At 32.6% G+C, this 14,483-nt stretch carries 15 protein-coding genes; 4 read left to right on the top strand and 11 right to left on the bottom strand.

The window, feature by feature from the left end; all coding sequences use genetic code 11:
• Positions 1-13: 13 nt before the first annotated feature.
• The gene (gene argB, locus NZD85_RS12390; protein ID WP_171621924.1) at positions 14-781 is read left to right on the top strand and encodes an acetylglutamate kinase; all 768 of its coding nucleotides are present in this window, start codon (positions 14-16) and stop codon (positions 779-781) included.
• Positions 775-1,842 (top strand): M20 family metallo-hydrolase, encoded by a 1,068-nt coding sequence (locus NZD85_RS12385; RefSeq protein WP_260542071.1) that lies wholly within the window; start codon positions 775-777, stop codon positions 1,840-1,842. The genes argB and NZD85_RS12385 overlap by 7 nt, the downstream gene beginning before the upstream one ends.
• A gap of 252 nt (positions 1,843-2,094) precedes the next feature.
• Here the strand turns inward: NZD85_RS12385 and NZD85_RS12380 are convergent, their stop codons facing one another.
• The 4 genes from NZD85_RS12380 to NZD85_RS12365 all read right to left on the bottom strand — a co-directional run bounded on the left by NZD85_RS12380 (position 2,095) and on the right by NZD85_RS12365 (position 5,126).
• A complete protein-coding gene (locus NZD85_RS12380; protein WP_225539387.1) occupies positions 2,095-3,045 on the bottom strand; it encodes a hypothetical protein in 951 nt (316 codons plus the stop codon).
• A gap of 32 nt (positions 3,046-3,077) precedes the next feature.
• On the bottom strand, positions 3,078-3,617 hold the full coding sequence (locus NZD85_RS12375) for an ExbD/TolR family protein (protein ID WP_260542069.1): 540 nt from the start codon (positions 3,615-3,617) through the stop codon (positions 3,078-3,080).
• A gap of 19 nt (positions 3,618-3,636) precedes the next feature.
• The gene (locus NZD85_RS12370; RefSeq protein ID WP_171621920.1) at positions 3,637-4,227 is read right to left on the bottom strand and encodes a biopolymer transporter ExbD; all 591 of its coding nucleotides are present in this window, start codon (positions 4,225-4,227) and stop codon (positions 3,637-3,639) included.
• Between the two features lie 86 nt (positions 4,228-4,313).
• On the bottom strand, positions 4,314-5,126 hold the full coding sequence (locus tag NZD85_RS12365) for a MotA/TolQ/ExbB proton channel family protein (protein ID WP_171621919.1): 813 nt from the start codon (positions 5,124-5,126) through the stop codon (positions 4,314-4,316).
• 324 nt (positions 5,127-5,450) lie between these two features.
• On the opposite strand from NZD85_RS12365, the gene NZD85_RS12360 reads away from it, so the two are divergent.
• Positions 5,451-7,592: a type IA DNA topoisomerase gene (locus tag NZD85_RS12360; RefSeq protein WP_225541117.1), complete on the top strand. Its 2,142-nt coding sequence runs from the start codon at positions 5,451-5,453 to the stop codon at positions 7,590-7,592.
• Positions 7,593-7,631: 39 nt separating this feature from the next.
• Here NZD85_RS12360 and NZD85_RS12355 read toward each other — a convergent pair whose 3' ends face one another.
• The 6 genes from NZD85_RS12355 to NZD85_RS12330 form a co-directional block, all read right to left on the bottom strand.
• Positions 7,632-8,546, bottom strand: a complete 915-nt coding sequence (locus NZD85_RS12355; protein WP_188319173.1) for a helix-turn-helix transcriptional regulator — start codon at positions 8,544-8,546, stop codon at positions 7,632-7,634.
• Between the two features lie 149 nt (positions 8,547-8,695).
• Positions 8,696-9,346 (bottom strand): N-acetylmuramoyl-L-alanine amidase, encoded by a 651-nt coding sequence (locus NZD85_RS12350; protein WP_171621916.1) that lies wholly within the window; start codon positions 9,344-9,346, stop codon positions 8,696-8,698.
• Between the two features lie 208 nt (positions 9,347-9,554).
• Complete coding sequence (gene tpiA, locus NZD85_RS12345; protein ID WP_171621915.1) at positions 9,555-10,313, bottom strand: triose-phosphate isomerase; 759 nt, start codon at positions 10,311-10,313, stop codon at positions 9,555-9,557.
• 71 nt (positions 10,314-10,384) lie between these two features.
• Complete coding sequence (locus NZD85_RS12340; protein WP_260542067.1) at positions 10,385-11,467, bottom strand: ABC transporter permease; 1,083 nt, start codon at positions 11,465-11,467, stop codon at positions 10,385-10,387.
• Between the two features lie 3 nt (positions 11,468-11,470).
• Complete coding sequence (locus NZD85_RS12335; RefSeq protein WP_225541113.1) at positions 11,471-12,595, bottom strand: BT_3928 family protein; 1,125 nt, start codon at positions 12,593-12,595, stop codon at positions 11,471-11,473.
• Positions 12,592-13,140 carry a DUF1599 domain-containing protein gene (locus tag NZD85_RS12330; RefSeq protein WP_188319176.1) on the bottom strand — a complete coding sequence of 183 codons (549 nt, stop codon included), beginning with the start codon at positions 13,138-13,140 and terminating at the stop codon, positions 12,592-12,594. Before NZD85_RS12330 ends, NZD85_RS12335 begins: the two co-directional genes overlap by 4 nt.
• Positions 13,141-13,193: 53 nt before the next feature.
• On the opposite strand from NZD85_RS12330, the gene folP reads away from it, so the two are divergent.
• Positions 13,194-14,021, top strand: coding sequence for a dihydropteroate synthase (folP, locus tag NZD85_RS12325; RefSeq protein ID WP_260542063.1), 828 nt, complete (start codon positions 13,194-13,196; stop codon positions 14,019-14,021).
• Positions 14,022-14,053: 32 nt separating this feature from the next.
• Here folP and NZD85_RS12320 read toward each other — a convergent pair whose 3' ends face one another.
• Positions 14,054-14,482, bottom strand: coding sequence for a hypothetical protein (locus NZD85_RS12320; RefSeq protein WP_188319178.1), 429 nt, complete (start codon positions 14,480-14,482; stop codon positions 14,054-14,056).
• Position 14,483: the final 1 nt, after the last annotated feature.

The following is a 14,483-nucleotide window of genomic DNA, read 5'->3' as shown; positions in this document are numbered from 1 at the left end:
CATATTTATTAAAATGTTGAAAATTATAAAAATAGGAGGCGGAATTATCGACAATGAGCAAGAATTAGAACAATTCTTACAAACGTTTTCGGAAATCAAAGAACCAAAAATTTTGGTACATGGAGGTGGAAAAGGCGCTTCAAAAATGTTAAATCAATTAGGTATCGAGCCTAAAATGATTGAAGGACGACGTATTACAGACAAACCTACCTTGGATGTTGTGACAGGTTTATATGCAGGAAACTTGAACAAAACCATTGTTTCTAAATTGCAAGCATTTGGCTGTAATGCTTTAGGTTTATCTGGTGCAGATGGAAATGCAATTAAAGGAACTAAACGTCCTGTAAAAACTATTGATTATGGTTTTGTAGGTGATTTGAATGATAATAGTATCAATAAAGAATTGTTTCAATTGTTAATCGACAACAACATTACGCCTGTTGTTTGTGCTATTACGCATGACGGAAATGGACAATTATTAAACACAAATGCAGATACAATTGCTTCTACAATTGCAGTAGCGATGTCGAAAGAAAACGAAGTTGAGCTTAATTTTTGTTTCGATAAAATAGGTGTACTTCGCGATGTAAATGATGACTCAACTTTGATACCAACTATTAACGAAACTTTATATTTGCAATTAAAAGAAGAAGGTGTAATTTTCGAAGGTATGATTCCGAAATTAGACAATTCATTCAAAGTAATCAATGCGGGTGTAAAAAATGTATGTTTAGTACATGCGCGCAACATTAACTCAGAGATTAAAACAATTTTATGTTAGAATTAGCTATTCTCAAAAAGAAAGCTGTCGATTTATTATGTCAATTAATCGAAACTCAATCTTTTTCAAGTGAAGAAGACAAAACAGCCGACATTATTTTTAAGTTTTTAACTGATCATGGTGCTACGGCTCATCGTCAAGATAATAATGTTTGGAGTATTCATCCAAATTTTGACAAAAACAAAAAAACAATTTTATTAAACTCTCATCACGACACCGTTAAATTTGGTTCATCTTGGACATATGATCCTTTGAAAGCGACAATCGAAGGAGATAAATTAGTTGGTTTAGGGAGTAATGATGCAGGTGCATCTGCAGTAAGCTTATTGGCAACTTATATCAATTTTCTAAACGAGGATCTACCTTATAACCTAATTGTGGCTATAACAGCCGAAGAAGAAAGTTCTGGACAACTAAATGTTGCAAGTATTTTACCTAATTTACCAAAAATAGATTTGGGAATTGTAGGAGAACCAACGCAAATGGACATGGCAATTGCAGAACGTGGATTGGTTGTAATGGACGTAATTGTAAAAGGAAAAACTGGACATGCTGCCCGAAACGAAGGTGTGAATGCTATTTACGAAGCAATTGAGGTGATGAATTGGTTCAAGTCTTATCAATTCGAAAGGGTGTCTGATATGTTGGGACCTGTAAAGATGACGGTTACACAAATCGAAGCAGGAAAACAGCATAATGTTGTACCTGATGAATGTCGTTTGGTTGTAGATTGCCGAGTAAACGAATTGTATTCTAACCAAGAAGTCGTTGATATTATTTCCAATTGTTTGCCAAAAGCAATAGTAAAAGCTCGTTCGTTACGATTAAACTCTTCGCGTATTTCTGAACATCACCCGATCGTGCAAAAAGGCATCGAGTTAGGTTGTACCACTTACGGCTCTCCAACAATGTCGGATCAAGCCATGATGAATTTTGAAACAGTGAAAATGGGACCTGGAGATTCGGCTCGTTCGCACACTCCTGACGAATACATTTATCTATCAGAAATAGAACATGGAATTGAACGATACACTAATTTATTAAAAGATTTTTCCTTTTAATTTAGAAAAGAAAAGTACGTCATAACACGTTAAAAAGCATCTTCAATCGTCTTGAAGATGCTTTTTGATTTATTAAATATAGGGTTCGATAAAAAACCTGCGCTGCTTTTGAGTAAAACCTGCGCAAGTCTTGGGTCAAACCTGCGCAGATTTTGTTTAAGAACAAAGCTATAAGATTAGAAAAATATAAATACAAAAAAAAGAGGCTAAATGATTTTAGCCTCTTTTTTATATGTAATGTACGATTAAGTATTACTCAATTAACATTTTTACTGGGATGTTGAAGTTCAACTTCGCAGCACGACCATCTTCAGTTTGCGCTGGTTTGATCGTTTTTCCTCTTCTTTGTTGACGCTGTGTAATACGTTCTAAAGCTTTTTTAGCTTCAGGCCCTAACTTTGCATCACCCATTGGAGAGATTCCAACAATTCTACCTTCTGTATCAATTTGGAAGTTCAGTTTAGCCGAAACTACACCTGTACCTTGTCCTGCTTGATCATTAGCAAAATCTTGTAACTCATCTTGTAAATCAGCCGATAGCTTTTTAGATAAACAGTCTGTAGCAGCTTGTTTACCTTTTGCAGCATCTTTCTCACAACCTGGATAAATAGCCATAACAGCAGCTGTACGAGCTGATACTGTTGCAGGAGGAGCTGGTTTATCACCTTTATCCTCTGTTTTTGGCGCTTGAATTGTATTCTTCGGTGCTTCTTTATTTAGATTCACAGGACCTCCTCCAGTTTGACCAGAAGATTCTTTTCCTTCACGTTTTTCAAAAGATAAATCTTTACCTACCAACTCTTCTTTAGGAGGAATCGTTTCCTCTTTTTTAGGTTGTTCTTTTGGTTCTGGCATTACGAATTTCTCTTGTGCCGTCTCCTCTTGATAATGATTTTCTTGTTGTTCTGGTTCTGGCTCTGGTTCTGGTTCTACCACTTCTTCCTCTTTTGGAGGTTCAGGTATATTTAAATCCTCAAGCTGAACGTCTACGACTACTTCTTCTGTTTGTTTGCTTTTGAACATTCCAGTTGCAGAAGCAATTACAGCAAAAGAAATGATTACAATTACTATAAATCCACGAATGAAAGCTTTTAATAGAGTGCTTTTTTCAGACATTCTCATGTCATAGGCACCATATGCTTTGTTTCTACCTTCAAATACAATCTCGTCTAAGGATTTTAGTTTGTTGTTATTTTCTGACATTTTAATTCTTTTAAATTTAACAAATAAACTAATTATTTACCTACTTTTTCATCGTACACCTTTTGTTCTTCAGGTGTAATCTGAACGATACCGTATCGTGTAGATTTCGTAATCTCCATTTCGTCTAACACTGTTACTAAATTATCATAAGATGCATCATCCATTGGTTTGATAATTACAGTAAACTTCTCTTTATCTATAGCTCCAGCATTAGCATCCGTAATAACTTTACGAATTCCTTCTGCAGAGTAATCAGTCTCCATTAAGTTACCAGCATTTAATTTCCCAGCCTCTTGTTGATACCAAAATAATTTATTATCCTTCGCTACTAAAATAGTAATCGAATTTTTAATATTGATATCATCTTGAACATCTTTCTTAGTTTTATCTTCAATTTTTGGAGGCATATTCAAGTTCATTACGTTTGGTTTGATCGAAGTCGCTGCAAACATAAAGAAAGTAATTAATAAGAAACCTAAATCTACTAACGGAGCCATATCGACCGCAGTCGAATTCTTTTTGGAACGGACTTTTTTTCCGTTGCCGCCATTATCTGTTTGTATTTGCGCCATTGGGTTAAATTTCTTTTAATTATTCTTGAGATGTAATTAACTGGAACTTATTCATGTTCTTTTCTTGTAATTGTTGGATCAAAGTTTTGAATTGTTTGTATTCAGATTTTTGATCACCTTTAATTGCTAAGAAAATATCAGGGTTCACTTCTTTTGCTTCAAATACCCAATCAATCAATTCTTGATTTTTATTCGGTATCGTATCTAATGGAATACCTGGATGATATGATTGTTGTTTATCAGCAGGCTGATTCAAATAATTTCTCATTTCATTCATTGGTACACCAAACTCTACTATGCTTTTGAATGCATTCTTTTCAGCATCTGTAAACTTCACTCCGTACTTATCACCCATTCTTTCTAATGTAGGAATACGATCTTTTTCTTCTAATCCGAATAAGAATTTTCCTTTATCATCAATTTTAATGATCATCATGTTTTCTGTAGCCATTTTTTGGTTCGAAACAGATGTCGGTGTTACGACAGGAACAACTTCAGGTTCTCTAAAGTTAGATGTCAAAATAAAGAAAGTTAACAAAAGCCAAGCCATGTCAGACATAGCTGTTAAGTCCATCGAAGGACCTCTTCTTTTTGGTTTTACTCTTGCCATTTTCTCTGTATTATTAATTAATATTCTAAATTGTTTGTTGTTTGATTTTTCCTTATACTATCCTTCTAAGGCTTCGTCAATGAATATTAATTGTGAGCAGAGAAAGATTGTTGAATACTCATTCCTACTTCGTCAATTTTGAATGTTAAATCATCAATTTTAGAAGTTAAGAAAGCATACATAATAATAGCGAATGCAGAAGCACCAATCCCCATACCTGTATTAATTAAGGCCTCAGCAATACCTACTGATAATTGTGCAGCATCTGGAGATCCTCCTCCTTCACCTAATGCGAAGAATGCTTTAATCATCCCGATTACAGTACCCATTAAGGCAATTAACGTACCAACAGAAGCAATTGTAGAAATAATTGTCATGTTTTTCTCTAACGTTGGCATTTCTAATGTAGTCGCTTCTTCTAACGTTTTACCTAATTGAGCTAATTTTTGCTCTTTGTTTAAAGTTGTGTCGTTTTCTAACGCTTTGTAAGTTGTTAAACCTTCTTTCACTACGTTTCCTACGGCACCTTTTTGTTTGTCACATAATTCGATTGCTTTGTTAATTTCATTTTTGTTTAATAAAGCACGAATGTCGTTTACAAATTTCTCAGCAGATCCTGTTCCTTTTGCTTTGTTTAAAGCGATAACACGGTCGATAGAGAATACCAATACCATAAAGAAAAACGAGATTAAGAATGGAATAATTACCCCTCCTTTAAAAATAATTCCTAAAAAGTTTAAAGGATTTCCTCTTTCTGTATCTCCTCCTTCAAAGTTACTTGGTTGACCAAAAACACCATAAAAGATCCCCATTGCGATAGCAATTAAAATGATCATAGTAATCACAGGGTTAAGACCTCCCTTTTTAGTTTTAGCTGGTACTGTTACATTCTTTTCCATTTACTAATTCTTTTAAATATTATGATTTTTATTAATGTGGGTGTAAATTAAGTGAAAATTTTTTAAATCTTCTAAATTTTTTATGTTGTTATGACGTTAAATTTCGAATTTATTTGAAATCAATAGTATTTTTCACCGAAATGATAATTTATTTTTTATCTCATCAGTTCTAATAAAACCTCAAAACTTTATAAATTTTGAAAAATATTCAATCTTCACAAAAATTAACCTATCGCAAATTTATTCAATATTTATACATATTTATATTTTTTTTTAAGAATTAAATTATTATTTTGACTTTTGCACTTCAATATTATAATTGCTATGAAAGTTTGTATTGCCGAAAAACCAAGTGTTGCTAAAGATATCGCCAAAGTAATTGGTGCTAATCAGAAGCATGATGGATACTATGAAGGAAACGGATTTCAAGTTACTTGGACTTTTGGTCACCTATGTACATTAAAGGAACCGCAAGATTATACTCCCGAATGGAAAAGTTGGGATCTGAATTATTTACCTATGATTCCGTCAAGCTTTGGAATAAAATTAATCGCTGACAAAGGAGTTTCGAAACAATTTAATATTATCAAAAGACTTGTAACAGCTAGTCAAGTTGAAGAGATTATAAACTGTGGTGATGCTGGTCAAGAAGGAGAATTGATACAACGATGGGTTTTATTGAAAGCCAAAGCGAAAGCTCCAATGAAGCGCCTTTGGATTTCATCTTTGACAGAAGAAGCTATAAAAGAAGGTTTCGAGAATTTGAAAGATGGAGAAAAATATTTCAATTTATTTTCTGCTGGACAAGCGCGTGCAATTGGTGATTGGCTTTTAGGAATGAATGCAACTCGTTTATTCACCAAAAAATTTGCTCCACCCAAAACTGTTCTATCTATTGGACGTGTGCAAACGCCAACTCTTGCTATGATTGTGCAACGACAAAAAGAAATCAACGCTTTTGTTATAGAAGAATATTGGGAACTGAAAACAGTATTTAAAGAAGTTGAGTTTAATGCAACAATTCCTCGTTTAAAATCTGAAGAAAAAGCCAAACAAGGTTTAGATTTTATTAAAGACAAAGAGTTTGAAATTATTGATTTTGAAATAAAAGAAGGTCGCGAAAAAAATCCACGATTATTTGATTTGACTGCTTTACAAGTAGAAGCCAATAAGAAATATGCATTCTCTGCAGAAAATACATTGAAATATATCCAAAGTCTTTACGAGAAAAAGTTTGTGACATATCCTCGTGTTGATACAACGTATTTATCCGAAGATATTTATCCAAAAGTTCCAGGAATTCTAACTAAACTTACAGCCTATCAAAATTTAGTTGCACCATTAATGACGCAACCAATTCCGATGTCAAAAACTGTTTTTGATAACACAAAAGTAACCGATCACCACGCTATTATTCCGACAGAAATCTTTCCTCAAGGTTTATCAAACGAAGAAAAGCGTATTTATGATTTGGTTGCTCGACGTTTTATCGCAGTTTTTTATCCTGAATGTAAAGTTGCCAACACAACGGTAGAAGGAAAAGTAGAAAATATTGGTAAAGATGGTCAACTTTCTGCAATTAATTTTAAAGCAACTGGAAAGCAAATTCTCGAAATGGGATGGCGCGAAGTATATGTAAAAGATAAAAAGGAGGACGAAAAAGACGAAGAAAAAATAATGCCAATTTTCGAAATTGGTGAAAAAGGACCTCACGAACCTTATATCCACAAAGGAAAAACAACTCCTCCAAAAAATTATACAGAAGCAACTTTATTGCGTGGAATGGAAACTGCAGGTCGTCAAGTGGACGATGAAGAAATGCGAGAACTGATGAAAGAAAACGGCATTGGCCGTCCATCTACGCGTGCTAATATTATCGAAACATTGTTCCGAAGAAAATATATCGAAAAGAAAAAACGAAACATTGTGGCAACACAAACGGGAATTGATTTGATAGATACGATTCAAGATGAATTATTAAAATCTCCAGAATTGACAGGAGTTTGGGAACGAAAACTTCGTTTAATTGAAAAAGGTGAATATGAATTAGAACAATTCAAACAAGAATTAATTGAAATGGTTTCAAAATTAACATTTGAGGTAAAAAACAGTTATTTCAGACCAATTTCATCGCACCAAAATTCTGCTCAAATAGAAGATAAACCCAAAAAAGAGCGTAAACCAAAAGAAGAAATTAATCTGGAAGATGCTACTTGTCCGAAATGTAAAACACATAAATTAGTAAAAGGAAAAGCCGCTTATGGTTGTTCTAATTTCAGAGAATGTGGTTTCAAAGTTCCGTTCGAGTTTATGGGTAAAAAATTAACTAACAAACAAATTTTAGATTTAGTTACGAAGCAGAAAACGGGAAAAATGACGGGATTAATCAATCCTGAAAATGGAGAAAAAATTGCTGGGAAAGCTATTTTGGGAATGAATTTCGATTTAGAGTTTGAACAGATGTAAAATAAACAAATTTCGAAAGACAACTATTCGAAATTCATTCTATTTATATTTCTCCAATGTTTCCTTCAAAATTGTTTTTACTTTTTCTTTCAGTTTTTTAGGTTCGATAATGGTTACAGAACGGCTCAACGAAAGAATTTCGCTGATAAAATCTTCGGTTAAAAATAATTCTAAACCAATTAAAACCTCATCATTTTTAGTTTCTAAAATTTGTTGCGATTCGTGCAAAGGCAAAGATTCTAAATAAGCTGCTTGTTTTTTAGTTACAGAAAGCACAATTTTTTCTGGTTTTTCAGAACTTGGAACAATTATTCCGAATGAATATTTATACTTATCTATGTAATTAAATTCAATATTATTGTCTATTTTATCATTTAAAATTGAAACTTTATTCATTCGTTCCAAACCAAAATTTTTCACAATTCCCTTATCATCTGCAATCAAATACCAACGATTATTGTGCTCTCTAATTGCAATTGGCGAAACTTTTCGAATCGTTTCTTTTTCTTCACCAAATTTTTGATAATGAAATTCAATTTTCTTTTTTTGTTGAATAGCTTGTACAATATCAGGCAAAAATTCAGCACGTTTGGGTTTTCTTTTTTCCAAATACACGATAGATTCGAGCGAATTGGTCAATTTCAAGGCAGAAAAACTGTTGATTTCTTCTAATGTTTTCAGAAATAGATCAGAACTATAATCATCTTGAAAAATATAATATCCACGCTGACTTCGACTATACATAATGTCAATTCCCAAGATATTACGAATTTCTCGAATATCACGTTGCAATGTTCGTTTAGAAAAGTTAAATTCTAATGTATCATCTTGTAGTTGTAACATTTCAAATTCTCGTTCCAAAAAACGTTCTAAATCTTCGTAAGAACAGTATTTTTGTTGCGAAAGTTTACGAACAATATTAAAGTAACGCGCGATATAACCTTGTTTTGACATTGTATTGTAAGTGTTTGAACAAACTTAAGTGTTCTACAACTAAAAACAAAAAAAAGTAACATTTCCTTACAAAATGTTACTTTTTATTCATTCCTAAAAATGAATGATACGAAAAAACGGATTTTTATGTTTTTATCTTACAGCTTTATTTATTGAATTGCTGTATCAACTTCAGCCACTTCATCCACTACTACAGTAGGTTGATTTACTTCAGCAGTTTCAATAAAATTAGAAATTTTGTCGATAATTTCTGTATTTGAAGTTGGTTCGTTTTTCACTTTTAAACTTAAAAAGATTGAAGGCGCTAAATTATCTTGTATATAATTTGAATCATTTTGATATACACCATCATTTTTAACTGTTGTTGAATTTAAGTTTTCTGCCAATTCTTTTGCTACTTTGAATGTATCTTCAAAAGCAACATTCTGTTTAGACACTACAGCTGCAACCTTGTTTGTATTATCATCAGATTTATCAAAACTTAATGTCATGATCAATTCAGGTTTTAAACTATCAATAATTGCTCTTTTCTCTTCTTCTTGCAGTCCTTTCGTTAAATCTTTCCAAAGAAGAACATTTACATTTTCTTTATTTAAAGTTTCTATTTTAGACTTAAGTTCTGTGGCAATATTTGCTCCAGATTCTGCTGCGATATTATCTACAATATCCAAAATAACAACCTTTGGTGCATCTTGGTTAATTGTATATGAAGTTGAGACTGGAACTTCATTTTTCGTTGTGAAAGAGAAAGAAACTAACCCTATTGCTACAACTCCTAATATTTGCGTCAATTTTTTCATAATAAATGTGTTTTGCTTAAAAATGATACTTTTTTTTAATAGTTAGTACGTGTTACAATTTTGCAGAGATTGTTCCGAAAAATCTTAATTAATCCTAAGAAATGTTATATTTTTCTTAAAGATAGGTTTAACGTAAATTTGAACCCTACATAAATAAAGGAATTGAAGGAAAACAAAAAACTCAATCTTGCGATTGAGTTTCTTTATATTATTTACATGCAGCTATTATCTGCACAAAGTCGTCAAATTTTAGTGAAGCACCTCCTACGAGACCACCATCAATATCTGGTTGAGCAAAAATTTCGTTTGCATTCTGTGCATTCACACTTCCTCCGTATAAAATACTTGTATCATTTGCCACTTCTACTCCGAACTCATCATTCAACACTTTTCGAATAAATGCATGAATTTCTTGTGCCTGCTCTGGTGTAGCTGTTTTACCTGTTCCAATTGCCCATACTGGTTCGTATGCAATAATCAAACGAGAAAGATCATCATGGTTTTGTGAAGTTAAAGCATTCATGATTTGTGATTTTACTACATCAAAATGTTTATCCGCTTCGCGTTCTTCTAACTTTTCGCCAACACAAAGGATTGGATTAATTTGATAGTTGAATGCTTGTTTCAATTTTGCAGCAATAACCTCATCTGTTTCTCCTTGATATTCTCTACGTTCAGAATGTCCAATAATAGCAAAGTCTAACCCAATACTATCCAATTGTTCTGCTGAAATATCACCTGTATAAGCTCCTTTATCGTGAGCTGAAATATCTTGAGAAGAAACCTTAACATATTGTTCGTCTATAGCTTCTAATAAAGTTTGTAAATAAATAGAAGAAGGCGCAATAATCACTTGAGCTATTGGCTGATTGTCTGCCACCCAAGCATTCAGATTTGTTGCTAAATGAATTGCTTCTTCATAGTTTAAGTTCATTTTCCAGTTTCCTGCTACTATTCTATCTCGCATAAAAAAGTGTATTTTATATTGGTTTTAATATTTACTGCAAGATAATTATTTCTCGTGATATTCTACCTGATTTATTTTATGCGAACGCGTGGATCAAGAATTCCATAAAGAATATCAACCAAAATATTAATCACAATGAACATGACTGCAATCACTAAAACAGCTCCCATAACAATTGGTAAGTCTAATGTATTCAAAGCATTTACAATTTCCTTTCCTAATCCATTCCATCCAAAAACAAATTCTACGAAAACCGAACCTGCCAACATCGATGCAAACCAACCAGAAATAGCTGTAATCACTGGATTTAATGCATTGCGTAAAGCATGTTTTGTAATCACTGTTTTACGGGACAAACCTTTTGCAAAAGCAGTTCGAATATAATCTTGGTTCAGAACTTCTAACAACGAATTTCGTGTTAATTGTGTAAAAACTGCTAATGGTCGCGATCCTAATGTAATGGCAGGAAGAATTAAATTTTTCAACATCAAATGTTTCCCTTCTCCCAAATCATCTACCTCATATAAACTACCAATCATATTAAGACCCGTAATATCGTGCATCAAAAATGCAAAAATGTATGCAATTATAATCGCCGAAAAGAACGAAGGAATACTCATACCAAAACTTGTAATGACCAATAACATGCGATCAAGCCACGTATCTTTCATTAAAGCAGAAACAATTCCCAACGCAACACCAATTATAGTTGCAATAATAATAGCAGCAATAGCTAAAACCATTGTATTGGGCAGCGTTTCTCCAATAATTGTACTGACATTCTTTCCTTGTTTTTGGAAAGATTCTCGCAAATAGGGCGCTTTCAACACCATTTCATTTGTTCCAAACTCAACTAATTTGGTGTACTTGTATTTATCTGAACTTAACGATGTGTAGGTTGTATTCGTTTCATCAATATTGTGAAACGAAACCGGCGAAAGATCATTCAAATAAAACGCATATTGTTTCCATAAAGGTTGATCTAAACCTAAATTCTTACGAATTTGAGCCAATTGCTCTGGATCTTCTTTTTGATCAAGCATCATACGAGCAGGATCCCCAGGAAGTACTGAAAACATTAAAAAAACAACGGTAACAACTCCGAAAAGTGTCAAAAATCCGTAGAAAATTTTATTTAAAATATAATTAATCACTTGTTAAAATAAATCTTCTAATTGATTAAGCGAAGGAAAATCATTGTCATGATATTTCGCTTTCACCGTTCCTTTTTCTAAAATCATTACACCTGGATTAGAGCGAATAATTGTTTTCATTGTTGTTTGATCCATAAAACAATTTTCAAGTTCCAAACCTTTAATCGGATTATTTGAAACCGTAACAACTCTATATCCTTTATATTTAGAAGCTTCTTTTCCTAAAATATTCAATTTTTCAATTTGCTTCTCATTTACCTTTTCAACAAAAGGAACTACAAAAACAATCACTTTCGGTGCATTTAGAATCTCAGAAGTTTTATCAATGCCATTACAATCAAAACTAAAATCGTGAATTGGAGGTTCGTACCCTTTTTTCTCGACAATAGTTCGTGTTTTATCCGCTTCAATTATCCAAGGCGTTCCGTGTTTGTACCATTTGTCATCAGCAATATATTGCGCATCATCAATTTCGACTACTTTACCATCAACATTGTTTTTCATCGTGTAAATAGTTTTATATGTTGTTGGTTTCAGACCTAATTCTTGTGGAGATTTCATTCCTTCAATCAAGTCTTTTCCAACTGCATAAGGTCTAAAATCAATTATTGGCAAATGATTAATTCCAATATAAGCGATAATTGCAGAAGCTAAAATTGTCATAAAATTGATTGCATAATTTGCTTTTTCAACAAATAACGGCTTGATATATTGTTGTCCGACAACCAAAATAATAATCAACACCAATAACACAACGTCTTTATAAAACGATGTCCAAGGTTCTAATTTTAAAGCATCACCAAAACATCCACAATCGGTTACTTTATTGAAATAAGCCGAATAAAATGTTAAAAATGTAAAGAAAATTATCGTCAATAATAAAGAAATCGTTGTAAATCTTTTCCAAACACCAAGCAATAACAATACACCTAAAACAATTTCAAAAATTGAGAAAAATGTTGCCAAAGGCAAACTCAAACTTTCTAAAAAAGGAATATTAAGAACGGTAGGCGAAAAATATTCTTCTAATTTGAAACTTAATCCGATTGGATCTACATTTTTTACAAATCCAGAAATAATAAAAATGACACCAACTATAATTCGTGCAAATTGAACAAGATATTTCATGACGTTTTATTTTCGTTAATTAAAATCATTGCAAAAATCGAATAATTAATCATATCCAAATAATTTGCATCTAAACCTTCAGAAACAATCGTTTTTCCTTTATTATCTTCGATACTTTTTGTGCGTAGGACTTTCTGATAAATTAAATCCGTTATCGAACTTACACGCATATCTCGCCAAGCTTCACCATAATCATGATTTTTTTTCATCATCAAATCGTGCGCAATAATCGCATATTTATCGTACAAATCAATTGCTTGTTCATCTGTTAAATCAGGTTGATCTGCAAATCCAAGCTCTAACTGAATCAATGCCATAATCGAATAATTGACGATTGCAATAAACTCACCTTCTTCGTCTTCATCTACCAAACGTTCTGTTGCTTCTTGTAGCGTACGGATACGATTTATTTTGATAAAAATTTGATCTGTTAACGACGGCAAACGCAGCACACGCCAAGCTGGACCATAATCTTGTGATTTCTTCGTATATAAATCTCGACAAACTGAGATGATTTCTTTAAATTGAATTGAGGTATTTTTCATAATTTCGTTTCGATTTCAAAAATAATTGAAATTGCTTAAAGAACTTCTAAGATATGACAATTAATTGTAATGGGCGTTTGATTGATTTCAACGAGCCAAAAATTATGGGAATTTTGAATACAACGCCAAATTCTTTTTATGATGGAGGGCGTCATCATTCGATCGATTTAATTTTAGAAAAAGTTGAGAAACATTTGTCCGAAGGTGCCGATATAATAGACATTGGTGGATATTCGACAAAAGCTGGAGCTGAAAATATTTCGGAGCAAGAGGAAATAGATAGAATTGCACCTATTATCGAAAAAATTATTGAAGAATATCCTGAACTCATTGTTTCGATTGATACATTTCGTGGAAATGTGGCGCGCGTAGCTGTAAAAGCTGGCGCTTCAATTATCAATGATGTTTCGGGATGGGAATTGGACGAAAATATGTTTGATGCCATCAAGGAATTAAATGTACCATACATTTTGATGCACATGAAAGGAACGCCACAAACAATGCAAAAAAATCCAGAATACAACGACATCACACTTGAAGTTAACGAATATTTTTCACAGAAAATCGCGCAATTAAAAGCTGCAAAAGTGAATGATATTATTTTGGATCCTGGGTTTGGATTTGCCAAAACATTGAATCATAATTACGAATTATTCAGTAAAATAGAAACGTTGGGATTCGGCGAATTTCCATTATTAGTTGGTATTTCAAGAAAATCGATGATTTATAATTTGTTCAACTCAACTCCTCAAGAAGCGCTCAACGGAACTTCTATTTTGAATATGGTTGCATTACAAAAAGGTGCAAAAATTTTGCGTGTGCATGATGTGAAAGAAGCAAAAGAAACCTTACAAATATTTCAAAAATTAAATCAAAAATAAACAATAAAGCCACTAAAAAGTGGCTTTTATTTTTAATCAATTATTTTACTATTCGGAAAGAAAACCTTGTACGTATCAACCACATTGATATCAGAAGTCAAAATTTGCCAATGCGAATCTTTCACAAATTCAAATACAACTTCGTTGTCGTATAAATTTTCGTCCTCAATATTTACATGTAAATTATTTTCTTTTCGATCACCAATAATCAAGGCTTCCGTTACATGTTCCATTTTGTAACACAAACTTTCTAATTGGTCATATTCGACAAAAATTCCTTCTTGTTGATCGATCACTTCTTGCAATTCGAAAACAGAATATTCATCCGTCTCACTTTCGCCATCAATCCAAAGTAATTTCCAAAAATAATCTTGTATATCTTTTATAGGAGCGATTACCTCTTCCATTCGTTGAATTTGGTTTTCGTCTTCTCCGTAAATTTCTATTTTATAACTTTCCATA

The organism is Empedobacter stercoris (assembly GCF_025244765.1).
GTDB classification, from domain to species: Bacteria; Bacteroidota; Bacteroidia; order Flavobacteriales; family Weeksellaceae; genus Empedobacter; species Empedobacter stercoris.
This window is presented reverse-complemented; position numbering and strand designations above follow the sequence as displayed.